The sequence below is a fragment of the Streptomyces sp. NPDC058231 genome (assembly GCF_042882275.1).
Lineage (GTDB): Bacteria > Actinomycetota > Actinomycetes > Streptomycetales > Streptomycetaceae > Streptomyces.
The window spans coordinates 13,085-27,300 of sequence record NZ_JBHVWN010000034.1 but is presented as its reverse complement, the minus strand read 5'-3'; the positions used below and the strand labels follow the sequence as shown (position 1 = coordinate 27,300).

The window sequence follows — 14,216 nt, the reverse complement described above, 5'->3', positions numbered from 1 at the left end:
CGTCAGCAGGGACAATCACCCCGTGGACGCCTCGCCTTCCCCCGCAGCCGCACCGGGCCCCTCCGGCCGCCAGCCGGCGCCGGTCCCCGTACCCGGAGCGCACGCGCCGGCCTTCCCGCCGACGCCCGTACCCGCGTCACGCCTCCGGCGGCTCGCCTCCCCCGTGGCCTCCATGGCCGCCGTCCTCGCGGCCTTCGGCTACGTGGGCGCCGTCGACCCCAACCAGCCGGGTCACTACCCGGTCTGCCCGATGTTCCGGCTGACCGGCCTGTACTGCCCCGGCTGCGGCGGGCTGCGCAGCGCCCACGCCGTCGCCCACGGTGACATCGTCGCCGCTCTCGGCTCCAACGCACCCGCCGTCGTCGGCTACGGGATCTTCGCCGTCGTCTGGGTGGTCTGGATGGTCCGCGCGAGCAGAGGGCTGCCCCTGCGGATCCGTCTGACGCCGGTCCACTGGTGGGCGATCGGGGCGGTCCTGCTGACCTTCACGATCGTCCGGAACCTGCCGTTCGGATCGGTACTGGCGCCATGAATGCCCAGGTAGTGGGACATTCGTCGGCCGGATGCGAGCCCACGGCCATCCTGCGGATACCATCGAGATGGCTGATCCTGTTCCCTTGTCACCGTCCCGGAAGGGGGCCGCTCGCGTGAGTGTGCTCGACGAGATCATCGACGGCGTCCGCGCCGACCTCGCAGAGCGGCAGGCGCGCGTCAGCCTCGACGAGCTCAAGGAACGCGCGGCGCGCGCTCCCGCGGCCAAGGACGGAGTCGCCGCCCTGCGCGGCGAGGGCGTGACCGTCATCTGCGAGGTAAAGCGCTCCAGCCCCTCCAAGGGGGCCCTGGCCGCTATCGCCGACCCGGCCGCGCTCGCCGCGGACTACGAGGCCGGCGGTGCGTCCGTCATCTCCGTCCTGACCGAGCAGCGCCGCTTCGGCGGATCGCTCGCCGACCTGGAGGCCGTCCGCGCGAAGGTCGACATCCCGATCCTGCGCAAGGACTTCATCGTCACCTCGTACCAGCTCTGGGAGGCACGCGCCTACGGCGCGGACCTCGCCCTGCTGATCGTCGCCGCCCTCGACCAGGAGGCCCTCGTCTCCCTCATCGAGCGCGCCGAGTCCATCGGCCTGACGCCGTTGGTCGAGGCGCACGACGAGGAGGAGGCGGAGCGTGCCGTCGACGCCGGAGCGAAGATCATCGGTGTCAACGCGCGCAACCTGAAGGACCTCAAGGTCGACCGCTCCACCTTCGAGCGCGTCGCCCCCGAGATCCCGGCCGGCATCGTCAAGGTCGCCGAGTCCGGTGTCCGCGGCCCGCACGACCTCATCGCCTACGCGAACGCGGGTGCCGACGCCGTGCTCGTCGGCGAATCCCTGGTCACCGGCCGCGACCCGCGGGCCGCCGTGGCCGACCTGGTCGCCGCGGGTGCGCACCCCGCGCTCCGGCACGGACGGGGCTGACCCGACCCGTGACCGCCGACCGTTCCGCGCTCCGCACCCGGCCGGGCCTGCGCCCGGCCGCGGTGACGGCTGCCCGGGACCCGCACGCGCCGCTGGCGCGCGGCTGCCGCCCCCGCGGCTGCCGCGCCCCCGCGCGCCGGGTGCACGGCCGGCGCGTGCGGTACGTGATCGGTGACGAACCCGGTCAGGTCAACGGCATGCGATGGCGCACGGGGACCGCGCCGTAGCGAGCCCCGGCCGACGTACCCGCACCACCCCTTTCGTACGTACGACCGCACCGCCCGACCGCCCACCGGCCGCGGCGGCACTCCGCTCACGGCGCATACGGTGAACCCACCCGTTGCCACAACGAGGAGCACGTCGGATGTCATCTGACTTCTTCATTCCGGACCCCGAGGGTCTGATCCCCAGCGCCGAGGGCTACTTCGGCGCGTTCGGCGGCAAGTTCATCCCGGAGGCGCTCGTCGCCGCGGTGGACGAGGTCGCCGTCGAGTACGACAAGGCGAAGGCCGATCCTGCCTTCGCCGCCGAGCTCAACGAGCTCATGGTCAACTACACCGGCCGGCCCAGCGCGCTGACCGAGGTCCCGCGCTTCGCCGAGCACGCCGGCGGCGCCCGGGTCTTCCTCAAGCGCGAGGACCTGAACCACACCGGCTCGCACAAGATCAACAACGTGCTGGGTCAGGCGCTGCTCACCAAGCGGATGGGCAAGACCCGGGTCATCGCCGAGACCGGCGCGGGCCAGCACGGCGTCGCCACCGCGACCGCCTGCGCGCTCTTCGGCCTCGAATGCACCATCTACATGGGTGAGATCGACACCGAGCGGCAGGCGCTGAACGTGGCGCGCATGCGGATGCTCGGCGCCGAGGTCGTCTCCGTGAAGTCCGGCTCCCGCACGCTCAAGGACGCCATCAACGAGGCGTTCCGCGACTGGGTCGCCAACGTGGACCGCACGCACTACCTCTTCGGCACGGTCGCGGGCCCGCACCCCTTCCCGGCGATGGTCCGTGACTTCCACCGCGTCATCGGGGTCGAGGCACGGCGGCAGATCCTGGAGCGGACCGGCCGGCTGCCGGACGTCGCGATCGCCTGTGTCGGTGGTGGCTCCAACGCCATCGGGCTCTTCCACGCCTTCATCCCGGACGCGGGCGTCCGGCTGATCGGCTGCGAGCCCGCCGGACACGGAGTGGAGACCGGCGAACACGCGGCGACGCTGACCGCAGGCGAGCCCGGCATCCTGCACGGCTCGCGCAGCTACGTCCTCCAGGACGAGGAGGGCCAGATCACCGAGCCCTACTCCATCTCGGCCGGTCTGGACTACCCGGGCATCGGCCCGGAGCACTCCTACCTCAAGGACATCGGCCGTGGCGAGTACCGCGCGGTCACCGACGACGCCGCCATGCAGGCACTGCTGCTGCTCTCCCGTACCGAGGGGATCATCCCGGCCATCGAGAGCGCCCACGCGCTGGCCGGAGCCCTGGAGGTCGGCAAGGAGCTCGGCAAGGACGGGCTGCTCGTGGTCAACCTCTCCGGCCGCGGCGACAAGGACATGGACACGGCGGCCCGCTACTTCGGGCTGTACGACACGGACGCGACCGTCGAGGCGGACGCGGCCCACGGCAGCGCCGAGATCGAGGGGGACGCCAAGTGAGCGGCAACATCGAGCTGTTGAGCACCACCCTCGCGGCCGCCAAGGCGGAGGACCGGGCCGCGCTGATCGCGTACCTGCCCGCCGGCTTCCCGACCGTCGACGGCGGCATCGAGGCCGTCAAGGCAGTCGTCGCCGGAGGCGCCGACGTCGTCGAGGTGGGCCTGCCGCACAGTGACCCGGTGCTCGACGGACCGGTCATCCAGACCGCCGACGACATCGCCCTGCGCGGCGGCGTGAAGATCGCCGACGTGATGCGTATGGTCCGCGAGGCGTACGAGGCGACCGGTGCCCCGATCCTCGTCATGACGTACTGGAACCCCATCGACCGGTACGGCATCGAGCGGTTCACCGCCGAGCTCGCCGAGGCGGGCGGCGCCGGGTGCATCCTGCCCGACCTGCCGGTCCAGGAGTCCGCGGTCTGGCGCGAGCACGCCGACAAGCACGGTCTCGCGACCGTCTTCGTCGTCGCGCCGAGCAGCAAGGACGAGCGCCTCGCCACCATCACCGCGGCGGGCTCCGGCTTCGTCTACGCGGCCTCGCTGATGGGGGTCACCGGCACCCGCGAATCGGTCGGCGAGCAGGCCCAGGAGCTGGTGCGGCGCACCCGTGCCACGACCGAACTCCCGGTCTGCGTCGGTCTCGGCGTCTCCAACGCCCGGCAGGCGGCCGAGGTCGCTGCCTTCGCCGACGGCGTGATCGTCGGCTCCGCCTTCGTCAAGCGGATCCTGGACGCCCCGGACGAGGAGGCCGGCCTCGCCGCCGTCCGCTCGCTCGCGGGCGAACTGGCCGAGGGCGTTCGAAAGCGCTGATTCGAATACGCCACGATCGGGCGTAACCCGTACGGGTGGTCCTGGGACCGGGGAGGCACGCAGGTGCCTCCCCGGTTCGTTGCTGCGGGTGTGAGCGAGAAGAACGAAGAGGGAAAAAGGGCCGCGCGCGACCGGCTCGTCCAGCAGCGCGAGCAGGAGAGGGCGCGTGAGCGCCGTCGCCGCACGATGATCGTCTCGGCGGCCGTGGTCGGTGTGCTGGGTCTGGCTGCCGTCGTCGGCGTGATCGCCGCGAATTCGGGCGGCAAGGGCAACAAGGCGAGCGGCTCGGGACCCGCCGTCGCACCGTCGGGGGCCACCGGCAAGGACAGCCTGGCCATCCGGGTGGGCGCCGATGACGCACCGTCCACGCTCACGATCTGGGAGGACTTCCGCTGCCCGGTCTGCGCCCAGTTCGAGAACGCGTTCCGGGACACGATTCACGGGCTGCAGAACAGCGGACAGCTGAAGGTCGAGTACCACCTGGTCACGCTCATCGACGGCAACCTCGGGGGCAGTGGATCACTGGACGCGGCCAACGCCGCCGCCTGTGCCCAGGACGCCGGCAAGTTCTCCGCGTACCACGACATCCTGTACCGCAACCAGCCGCAGGAGACCGATGACGCCTTCGGGCAGAGCAGCAAGCTGATCGAGCTGGGGGGCAAGGTCCCGGGCCTGGACACGCCCGCCTTCCGCAGCTGTGTGAAGGACGGCACACACGACACCTGGGTCAAGAAATCCAACACCGCCTTCCAGAACGGCGGATTCCAGGGCACGCCGACCGCGCTCCTCAACGGTGAGTCGATCTTCCCGAAGAAGGGGAGCGAACCGATCACCGCGGCGAACCTGAAGAAGTGGGTCGCCGAGGCGAACAAGGGCAAGCAGCCGGGGAAGGTCACCCCGTCCCCGTCCGCTTCCTGAGCTGCCCCGCGGACGCTGCCGGCGGGCTCACCGGAGTGGGGAATCGACGACCGGCTCGTTACCCAGACGTTGTCGGGCGGATTGCCGCACCTCCCGCCCGGCAGGGTAGCGTCGACCCTGCCATGGACCTTGCCTACATTCCCAGCCCGTCGACCGGCGTGATCAATCTCGGCCCGATCCCGCTTCGCGGCTACGCGTTCTGCATCATCATCGGTGTGTTTGTCGCCGTCTGGTTCGGCAACAAGCGCTGGATCGCCCGGGGCGGCAGAGCCGGGACGGTGGCCGACATCGCCGTCTGGGCCGTGCCCTTCGGTCTCGTCGGTGGCCGGCTCTACCACGTCATCACCGACTACGAGCTGTACTTCAGCGAGGGTGAGAACTGGGTCGACGCCTTCAAGATCTGGCAGGGCGGCCTCGGTATCTGGGGTGCGATCGCGCTCGGCGCGGTCGGGGCCTGGATCGGCTGCCGCCGTCGCGGGATCCCGCTGCCCGCCTGGGCCGACGCGCTCGCACCCGGTATCGCCATCGCCCAGGCGTTCGGCCGCTGGGGCAACTGGTTCAACCAGGAGCTGTACGGCAGGCCGACGGATCTGCCGTGGGCCCTGAAGATCAGCGAGGCCCCCAACCGGGTCGCCGGCACGTACCACCCCACGTTCCTGTACGAGTCGCTGTGGTGCGTGGGCGTCGCCCTGCTGGTGATCTGGGCGGACCGCCGGTTCAAGCTCGGACACGGACGGGCGTTCGCGCTGTACGTCGCGGCGTACTGCTCGGGCCGCGCCTGGATCGAGTACATGCGGGTCGACGAGGCGCACCACATCCTGGGCCTGCGCCTGAACGTGTGGACCGCGCTCATCATGTTCGTGCTGGCGGTGACGTACTTCATCATCTCGGCGAAGGTGCGGCCGGGGCGTGAGGAGATCGTCGAGCCGGACGACACCGCAAAGTCCGCCGAAGGCGCCCAGGACGCGGCGCCGGATGCGGAAGCTGCCGGTGACGCCGAGGCGGACGCGGACGCGGAGCCGGTCACCGAGGATGCCGACGCGGACCATGACGGGGAGCCCGTCGGCGACGCACGGGCGACGGAGAAGAACGGCACCGCGGAGGCGGCCGCGAACGGCTGATGCCGACAAGAGCCCGCACGAGGGGCCCGGACCACGCAGCAGCGTTCTCCGGGCCCCTCGCTCCGTCTCCGGCCGGCCTCCGTGGCGCCCCTGCCCCTCCGGCGGGCCCACTCCCTCACCGCACCCGGTCGGCCAGTGCCAGGGTCCGCCGGGCCGCCGCCACCACCGCCGCGTCCACGAAGCGGCCGTCCGGCAGCGCCAGCGCCCCCTGGTCCGTGAGCGCCGCCTCGACGATCTCCTGCGCCGCGTCGATCTCCTCGGCGGCGGGCAGGAACGCCCTTTCGATGACCGGCAGCTGCCGGGGGTGGATCGCCGCCCGGCCGACGAACCCCAGCGTCCGCCCGTGCCCGCAGGACTGCCACAGCCCGTCCAGGTCCCGGACGTCGGGGAACACCGACTGGGCCGGCGGTACGAGACCGGCGGCGCGTGCGGCGACCACCACCCGGCTGCGCGACCAGTCCAGGCCCGCGTCGTCCCGCACTCCCAGATCGGCCCGTAGATCCGCTTCACCGAGGGCGATGGAGCGTACCTGCGGATGAGAGGCCGCGACCGTGTACGCGTGCTCGATGCCGAGCGCCGATTCCAGCAGCGGACAGAGCGCGACACCCGGGGCCAGCGCCGCGATGTGGTGGACGGTCGCGGCGTGCGTGATCTTCGGCAGCCGCAGCTCGGCCAGGCCCGGCAGCCCGGCCAGGGCCAGTACGTCGGCCTCGGTGTGGACCCGGACGTGCACCGGTACGGCGTCCGTCTCCCCGACCGGTTCGGCGAGCAGTTCGGCGGTGGCGGACCGCGCGTACTCCTTCCGGTCAGGTGCGACCGCGTCCTCCAGGTCGACGATCACCACGTCGGCGCCGGAATCACGCGCCTTGCGCACCACCTCAGGCCGGTCCCCGGGGACGTACAGCCAGGTCAGGGGCACCGCCGCGGTCACAGTACGCGCTCCGCCCGGAGCGCGGCGATCTCCGCTCCCGTCAGGCCGAGCCCGGTCAGGATCTCGTCGGTGTCCGCGCCGTGCGGACGTCCGGCCCAGCGGATCGCGCCGGGCGTCCGGGAGAGCCGGAAGAGGACGTTCTGCATCCGCAGCGGACCCAGCTCCGGGTCCGGGACCTCGGTGACGGAGTCCAGGGCCCGGTACTGCGGGTCCTCCATCACGTCCTGGATGTCATGGATGGGAGCGATGGCCGCCTCCGCCTTCTCGAAGACGCTGATCGCCTCGTCGCGGGTGTGCCGGGCGATCCAGTGGCCGACCGCCTCGTCGAGCTCGTCGGAGTGTTCGGCGCGGGTGGCGCCGGACGTGAACCACGGTTCGTCGATCAGCTCCGCGCGGCCGACCAGACGCATCACCCGTTCGGCGATGGACTGGGCGGACGTGGAGACGGCGACCCACTGGCCGTCCGACGTGCGGTACGTGTTGCGCGGGGCGTTGTTGCGCGAACGGTTGCCGGTGCGCTCCTGCACGTATCCGAGCTGGTCGTACCAGAGCGGCTGCGGGCCGAGCACGGTCAGGATCGGCTCGATGATCGCCATGTCGATGACCTGCCCCTCCCCGGTGCGGTCCCGTCCGGCCAGGGCTGCCATCACGGCGTACGCGGTGGCCAGCGCCGCGATCGAGTCGGCGAGCCCGAACGGCGGCAGTGTCGGCGGCCCGTCCGGTTCCCCGGTGATCGCGGCGAACCCGCTCATCGCCTCGGCGAGGGTGCCGAAACCGGGACGGTGCGCGTACGGACCGAACTGGCCGAAGGCGGTGACCCGGGTGAGTACCAGCCGTGGGTTGACGGCGCGCAGCTCCTCCCAGCCGATGCCCCACCGTTCCAGCGTCCCCGGCCGGAAGTTCTCGATGACCACGTCGGTGGAGGCGGCCAGCCGGAGCAGGACGTCGCGGCCGCCCGGACTGGAGAGGTCGAGGGTGAGATTGCGCTTGTTGCGGCCGAGCAGTTTCCACCACAGGCCGATGCCGTCCTTCGCCGGGCCGTGCCCGCGCGACGGGTCGGGTTTGCTCGGATGCTCGACCTTGATCACCTCGGCGCCGAAGTCGCCGAGCAGGGTGGCCGCGAGAGGGCCCGCGAAGAGCGTGGCGAGGTCCAGGACCCGCAGACCGGAGAGGGGTGTCTCCGTGGGCTCGGTCATGCGCCGTCGATCTCGCTGCGGTACGGCATGGACGTCGAGGCGCCGGGCCGCTGCACGCAGAGCGCGGCGGCCGACGACGCCCAGGCCAACGCCTCCGGTACGGGCCGTCCCTCGCCGAACGCCACGGAGAGGGCGCCGACGAAGGTGTCCCCGGCGCCGGTGGTGTCGACGGCTTCGACCTCGGGGGCGGGAAAGAGTACGGCCTCGGCGTCCCGGGCCGCGTACAGGCAGCCCTTCGCGCCCAGCGTGATCACGACCTCGGGGACCCGGTGGAGCAGCACCTCCGCCGCCGCGTGCGGCTCGGAACAGCCGGAGAGCGCGGCGGCCTCGTGCTCGTTGGGTACCAGCACGTCCACCACCGCGAGGAGTTCGGGTGGCAGCTCCTGCACGGGGGACGGGGTGAGGATCGTCCGTACACCGTGGGCGCGGGCCGCCTGCGCCCCGGCGACCACCGCGGACAGCGGCAGCTCCAGCTGAAGGAGCAGCAGATCGGCGCCTGCGATGGCGGCGACCTCGCCGGGGCCGATGGAGGTGATGGTGCCGTTGGCGCCCGGGATCACCACGATCGCGTTGCCGCCCGTGTCGTCGACGACGATGTGCGCGGTGCCGCTGGGGCCCTCGACGGTGTGCAGCAGGTCGGTGTCGACGCCCGCGTGCTCCAGTCCGGCCCGCAGTTCGGCGCCGTACTCGTCGTCGCCGACCGCACCGATCATCATGACGTCGCCGCCGGCCCGGGCGGCGGCGACGGCCTGGTTGGCGCCCTTGCCGCCGGGGACGGTGCGGAACTCTCTTCCGGTGACGGTCTCCCCGAGCTCCGGAGCCCGTGCGACGTATGTGACAAGGTCCATGTTGGTGCTGCCGAGCACCGCGATGCCGGTCATGGGCGGAGTGCCTCCTCGTGGGTGAGCCGGGGGACGAGCCGGTGGGTCTGTTCGGCGAGTGCGTCGAAGCCGATGGAGTCGAAGCCGGCGACGGACGTGGCGAGACGGTTCTTCAGCGGGGCGGTCCACCGCTCGGGCAGGGCGTCGGGCCGGCCGGCCAGCAGACCGGCCAGCGAACCGGCGGTCGCACCGTTGGAGTCGGTGTCCCAGCCGCCCGACACCGCCCGGCAGACGGAGCCGGAGAAGTCGCCGTCGGCGTGGGTGAGGGCGGCGGCGAGCAGTGCGGCGTTCGGCAGCGCGTGCACCCAGTGGTACGTGCCGAATGCGGCGTGCAGCCGGTCGACGGCCGTGTCGAAGTCCGGCTCGTCGCGGGCCGTGGCGATCCCGGTGCGGACGGCGTGCGCGAACCGGGAGCGGGGCGGCACGACGCGCAGTCCGGCCGCCAGACAGCCGTGCACGTCGGCCTCGCCGCCCGCCGCCTCGGCGAGCGCCGCCGCGATGAACATCGCCCCGTACACCCCGTTGCCGGTGTGGGTGAGGACCGCGTCCCGGTGCGCCTGCTCGGCCGCCGCCGCGGGGTCGCCCGGATGGGTCCAGCCGTGTACGTCGGCGCGGATCCCGGCGCCGATCCACTCCCGGAACGGGTTGCGGTGCCGGGCGGTGTCCGGTGGCTCGATGCCGTCGAGCAGATTGCGGTACGCGACCCGCTCGGCGGTGAAGGTCCGGCCCGCCGGGAGTTCGTCGAGCCAGAGCCGGGCCAGATCGGCGGTGCTGAAGGACGGTCCGTACCGCTGGAGCAGCAGCACGGTCAGGAGGGGGTGGTTGAGGTCGTCGTCCTCCGGCATCCCGTCGATGTTCTCGGCGAGCGAGGTGGCCGCGGAGCGACGGTTCCAGGGGTACGCGGCGGCGAGCTCGGCGGGTACCCCCCTGGCGGTGAACCAGGTGCTGAGCGGCCAGTTGCCGGTGGTGCGGGCCAGCGCGCGGATCCCCGCCAGGGGCAGCTTCTCGACGGGTTTGCCGAGCAGGCAGCCGGCGGCGCGCCCCAGCCAGGCCGCCTCCAACCGGTCCGTACCGACCGATGGGGGGTGTGTGCGGGGCGTCGGCCAGTGGGGACAGGACACCCGGATCGAGGCCAGATCCGTCGGCTCGTCGGCGGCCGACGGTGCGGTGAGCCCGGCGAGCTCGTCGAGCAGGCGCTCGGCGAGCGCCCGCAGGGCGGGAGGCGCGGGGTGCTCCGACGCGCCGGCCCGCTCGGGTGCGGGCGCACCGCCCGCCGCGTACCACCGGCGCCCGATGTCCCGTGCGTCCCGGCCGTCCTCGGCCGCCTGCCGCAGTTCGTGCCCGACCAGGTCCTCGGGCTGGACCCAGGTGACCCGTACGGTCATGGCGTACCCGCCAGCGTCGCGAACGCCGTCTCGTGCGCACGTCGCCGGGCGGTGTCCCGTACGAACACCTCGCGGGCGACGTCCGTCAGCGTCCGGGCCGGGGCGTGCAGATCGAGACGGCTGGCCTCGGCGACCGTTTTCACCCAGCCGGCGGGGATCGCCGTCTCGCCGTGCAGTGCGCCCGCGAGCGCGCCGCTCATCGTGGCGATCGAATCGCAGTCCCGGCCGTAGTTGACCGAGCCCAGCACCGCGTGCCGGTAGTCGCCGTCCGCGACGAGCAGCATCCCGAGGGCGACCGGCAGCTCCTCGATGGCGTGCAGCCGGGACGGCCGGCGGGCGCCGAGGGACGGCGCCCGGTAATCGGGGCCGACGGTGTCGAACGGGGCGACCGCGGCACGCAGCGGTGCCAGCGCCGACTCGAAGTCCTGGTGCCTGACGGCCACTTCGCACACCGCCTCGATGGCGGCCCGGGTGCCGTCCTTGGCGAGCGACAGGCAGGCGTCGACCACGGTGGCGGGGGTCGCGTCCGGGGCGCAGGCGGCCGCGACGGCCGCCGCGAAGACTCCGGCCGCCTCCCTTCCGTACGACGACTGATGGGCGCCCGCGACGTCCAGCGCCTCGGCGTACGCGGCCCGTGGATGCGCGGCGTTGACCAGGCCGACCGGCGCCATGTACATCGCCGCGCCGCAGTTCACGATGTTCCCGGAGCCCGCCTCGCGCGGATCGACGTGGCCGTAGTGCAGCCGGGCCACGATCCACTTCTCGGCGAGGAAGATCCGCTGCAACGGCAGCGCCTCGGCCTCCAGTTCCGGAATCCAGCGGGGGTTCGTGATCAGCTCCGGCACGAGGTGGTCGGCGACGGAGTACGCGTCGAGGTGGTCCCGTACGGAGTCGTACACCCGCACCAGCGCATGGGTCATCAAGGTGTCGTCGGTGACGTGTCCGTCACCCTTGTGGTACGGGGCGATGGGGCGGGCGGTGCGCCAGTCGTCGCCGTCCCACGGGCCGACGATGCCGGTGATCCGGCCGCCGTGGCGTTCGACGATCTGCTCGGGGGGCCGGCCCTCGACCGGACCGCCGAGGGCGTCGCCGACCGCGGCGCCGACGAGGGCACCGCTGATCCGTTCATCGAGGGCGAGTGTCCTGGGTGGCCTGTTCGACGTGACCATCGTGGGCGTTGTGGGCGTCATGCCCGAATTGTCCACCCGAAGGGTCCGGTTCCGTGTCTGCGAGCAGCCCGGCGAGTTCGATCAGATCGGTGCCCGCGAGCCGGGGCAGCGCGCACCCCGCGAGCGTGCGGCAGGCCTCGCGCCAGCCGTCCGGGACGGAGCCGATGCCGCCGAGCGCGCCGGTCAGCGCACCGGCCAGGGCGGGCGCCGAGTCCGCGACCCGCGACAGACACGCCGCCGCCGGAACGGCCTGCGCGATCTCGCCGCGGGCCGCGGTGGTCAGGGCGAGGGCCACCGGGATGGTCTCGGCGGCGGCGATCCCGTAGCTGTAGACGTGGTCGACGATCTGATGCTCCAGCACCGGTACGAGGGCGAAGGCGCCCGCTGCCTCGCCGACGAAGTCCCGGGCGATCCGGACCGCATGGGCGGCATTGCGGGCGATCTCGGTGCCGTCGGGGAGCTGGGCGAGGGCGGCGTTCACCGCGGTGTCGACGTCCGCCCCGCCCAGCGCCTCCGCGATCGCGGCGGCCATCGCCCGGGCACCGTGCACTCCGTCGCCGTCCTGGGTGTAGCGCGCATCGAACTCGGCGAGTTCGGCGGCCGCCCCGGGGCGGCCGGGGTGGACGACCGCCAGCACGGCGGCCCGGACGCAGGCCGCGTCGTCGAAGTAGTGCGGATTGTCGTGGCCGGTGGCCGGCGGTCGCAGTCCGGCGGCGAGATTGCCGAGTCCGGCCCGCACCGAGATGCGGGCACGCAGCGGCAGGACCGCCGACTCGACCTCCGGTGCCCGCGCGGCAGCCGCCGCGACCTCCGCGGCCAGCGCGTTCCAGGCGATGTCGACGGCGGCCCGCATCCGGCGCTCGGGGGAGAGCCGGTGCAACTGGCCCGCCGCCGAGGCGAGTACCGTCCCGGCGGCGAACGCCGCCCATTCGGCGTCGTCCGACGGCCCGAGCCGGAGCGGTTCGGGCGGCTGGTTGAGCGCGATCGGCACGGGCAGGGTGGTGGTGGCGTTCTGCTCGGCGAAGGTGTCGAGCTCCCGGGTGAGCCGCCGGGTCCACTCCGGCATCCGGGCCGCCCGGTGGCGCGCGGCGGGCCACCCGGCGGCGTCCCCCGAGGCGAGCCCGAGCAGCAGCCCCTCGATCCGGGCGCGGCGACCGGGCCGCGACCGGGCGCCGAGGGGCGCCGGGCGGGAGCCGCTATGGGTGTCGCGTGCAGTGGTCATGACACCACCACCCCCGTTCCGTCCGTGCCGCCGCGCGCGCCCCCGCCCGTACGGCCGAGCCCACCGGCCCGTCCGCCGCCCACCCCGACGGTCTCGTCGCTCCCGTCGGTCTCGTCCGGGGTGAGCAGTTCCGCGATGTCCAGGACGTGATAACCGCGCATGGACGGCAGGCAACTGCCGCGGACCGGCCCGATCGCCTCGGCCCAGTTCCGCGGGATCGCGGACGCCCCGTGCACCGCGCCGGCCAGGGCGCCCGCCACCGCCGCCGTCGTGTCCGCGTCGCGCCCCATGTTGACGGCTGTCAGCACCGCCGTGCGGAAGTCCCCACGGGCCGCGGCGAACGCACCGAACGCCAGCCCCACCGCCTCCGGCGCCAGATCGGTCCACGGGTACCCGCCGATCACCACCGCGGAGCGGACCGCGCGTTCCCGGGTGAGGCGGTCGGGGTGCGTGCGCTGCGCGGCCGTCACCGCGCGCCGCAGCGATCGCGCCGTCCAGGAGTCCATCGGCACGACGGACAGCGCCGCCGCGATCACGGACGCGACCCCCGCGCCGACCATCGCGGCGGCCACCCCGGCCGCCACCGCCTGGCCGCCGTAGATGCCCTCCCCGTCGTGGCTGACCCGCCCGTCGACCGCGACCAGACGGGCGGCCTCCGCGGGCCGTCCCGCCGCGAAGACGCCGAACGGCGCCGCCCGCATCGCCAGTCCGTCGCTCCAGGCGTGCCGGTGCTGGGCGGAGATCGGGGCGGCGAGGCCCCGTCGCAGGTTCTCCAGCGTGCCGCGCTCGCTGAACCCGGCGCCACGGAACGGCCCCTCGTCCAGGTCGGCGATCCACAGGTGCCAGGCCCGCTCGACGTGCGTGACGGTCAGCGCCGAACCGTGCCGGGCGAGCAGCAGGCCGGAGAAGATCGCGTACTCGGTGTCGTCGGTACCCGCGGGGTCGTCGCTGACGAAGCCCTCGATCCGGCCCCAGCGGCGGCGGATCTCGGACGGCCGCATGTTCTCGGCCGGAGCGCCCAGGGCGTCGCCGACCGCGAGACCGAGGAGCGCGCCCCGGGCCCGGTCGGCACGGTCGGGGTGTCCGGAGGGGTGGGCGCGGTCCGCGTCGGGCCGGTCCGTGTCGTCCCCGACCGTCTTCGCCGGCCCAGCCGCACCCGGCCCGTTCGTGCCCGCGCCTGTGCCGCCCGTCCGCGGCTCTGCCGGATTGCCTGCAATCAGCTCCATCGCGTCGACCCTTCGCTCGTACCGAGCCAGTTCTCGTCCCTGTCCGATCTGTGCCACGCGGAGCCTCGACAGAGGCCGATTATCACAACAAAAGGGCCACTCGGATGAAGGGGATCCCCTCGTAAGCCAGGCCGTACTTACCTGGTCAGAGGGCAGGTAAGTACGGCCTGGCTTGCTGGCGGGGGCTTGTTTTCGTGGGTACTTTCGATGATGTCCAGCGGGGGCGGAGCGAGTGATTTCCGCTGGTGGA

The 14,216-nt window shown here is 73.0% G+C and carries 14 protein-coding genes; 7 read left to right on the top strand and 7 right to left on the bottom strand.

The genetic code is table 11. The annotated features are described in order from the left end of the window. The first annotated feature begins 22 nt into the window (after positions 1–22). From ACFVXE_RS22325 to lgt, 7 genes are all read left to right on the top strand, one after another. Complete coding sequence (locus ACFVXE_RS22325; RefSeq protein ID WP_389673407.1) at positions 23–532, top strand: DUF2752 domain-containing protein; 510 nt, start codon at positions 23–25, stop codon at positions 530–532. 115 nt (positions 533–647) lie between these two features. Next, positions 648–1,457, top strand: coding sequence for an indole-3-glycerol phosphate synthase TrpC (gene trpC / locus ACFVXE_RS22320; RefSeq protein WP_389673405.1), 810 nt, complete (start codon positions 648–650; stop codon positions 1,455–1,457). A gap of 47 nt (positions 1,458–1,504) precedes the next feature. Beyond that, a complete protein-coding gene (gene trpM, locus ACFVXE_RS22315; RefSeq protein ID WP_389673491.1) occupies positions 1,505–1,684 on the top strand; it encodes a tryptophan biosynthesis modulator TrpM in 180 nt (59 codons plus the stop codon). Positions 1,685–1,821: 137 nt separating this feature from the next. Then, complete coding sequence (gene trpB, locus ACFVXE_RS22310; protein WP_389673404.1) at positions 1,822–3,108, top strand: tryptophan synthase subunit beta; 1,287 nt, start codon at positions 1,822–1,824, stop codon at positions 3,106–3,108. After that, positions 3,105–3,917 carry a tryptophan synthase subunit alpha gene (trpA, locus tag ACFVXE_RS22305; RefSeq protein WP_389673402.1) on the top strand — a complete coding sequence of 271 codons (813 nt, stop codon included), beginning with the start codon at positions 3,105–3,107 and terminating at the stop codon, positions 3,915–3,917. The genes trpB and trpA overlap by 4 nt, the downstream gene beginning before the upstream one ends. A gap of 90 nt (positions 3,918–4,007) precedes the next feature. Then, positions 4,008–4,835, top strand: a complete 828-nt coding sequence (locus tag ACFVXE_RS22300; RefSeq protein WP_389673400.1) for a DsbA family protein — start codon at positions 4,008–4,010, stop codon at positions 4,833–4,835. 122 nt (positions 4,836–4,957) lie between these two features. Continuing rightward, positions 4,958–5,956 (top strand): prolipoprotein diacylglyceryl transferase, encoded by a 999-nt coding sequence (gene lgt, locus ACFVXE_RS22295; RefSeq protein ID WP_389673398.1) that lies wholly within the window; start codon positions 4,958–4,960, stop codon positions 5,954–5,956. A 115-nt stretch (positions 5,957–6,071) separates the two neighbouring features. Here lgt and ACFVXE_RS22290 read toward each other — a convergent pair whose 3' ends face one another. From ACFVXE_RS22290 to ACFVXE_RS22260, 7 genes are read right to left on the bottom strand one after another with little or no spacing between them, the layout of a single operon-like run. Then, a complete protein-coding gene (locus ACFVXE_RS22290; protein ID WP_389673396.1) occupies positions 6,072–6,887 on the bottom strand; it encodes an HpcH/HpaI aldolase/citrate lyase family protein in 816 nt (271 codons plus the stop codon). After that, complete coding sequence (locus ACFVXE_RS22285) at positions 6,884–8,083, bottom strand: CaiB/BaiF CoA transferase family protein (RefSeq protein WP_389673394.1); 1,200 nt, start codon at positions 8,081–8,083, stop codon at positions 6,884–6,886. Before ACFVXE_RS22285 ends, ACFVXE_RS22290 begins: the two co-directional genes overlap by 4 nt. Then, complete coding sequence (rbsK, locus tag ACFVXE_RS22280) at positions 8,080–8,964, bottom strand: ribokinase (RefSeq protein WP_389673392.1); 885 nt, start codon at positions 8,962–8,964, stop codon at positions 8,080–8,082. The genes ACFVXE_RS22285 and rbsK overlap by 4 nt, the downstream gene beginning before the upstream one ends. Then, a complete protein-coding gene (locus ACFVXE_RS22275; protein WP_389673390.1) occupies positions 8,961–10,349 on the bottom strand; it encodes an ADP-ribosylglycohydrolase family protein in 1,389 nt (462 codons plus the stop codon). The genes rbsK and ACFVXE_RS22275 overlap by 4 nt, the downstream gene beginning before the upstream one ends. Beyond that, entirely contained in the window at positions 10,346–11,539 is a 1,194-nt protein-coding gene (locus ACFVXE_RS22270) for an ADP-ribosylglycohydrolase family protein (protein ID WP_389673389.1), read from the bottom strand. Before ACFVXE_RS22270 ends, ACFVXE_RS22275 begins: the two co-directional genes overlap by 4 nt. Beyond that, positions 11,475–12,740 carry an ADP-ribosylglycohydrolase family protein gene (locus ACFVXE_RS22265; protein WP_389673387.1) on the bottom strand — a complete coding sequence of 422 codons (1,266 nt, stop codon included), beginning with the start codon at positions 12,738–12,740 and terminating at the stop codon, positions 11,475–11,477. The genes ACFVXE_RS22270 and ACFVXE_RS22265 overlap by 65 nt, the downstream gene beginning before the upstream one ends. Beyond that, complete coding sequence (locus tag ACFVXE_RS22260) at positions 12,737–13,966, bottom strand: ADP-ribosylglycohydrolase family protein (protein ID WP_389673385.1); 1,230 nt, start codon at positions 13,964–13,966, stop codon at positions 12,737–12,739. Before ACFVXE_RS22260 ends, ACFVXE_RS22265 begins: the two co-directional genes overlap by 4 nt. Between the last annotated feature and the right edge of the window lie 250 nt (positions 13,967–14,216).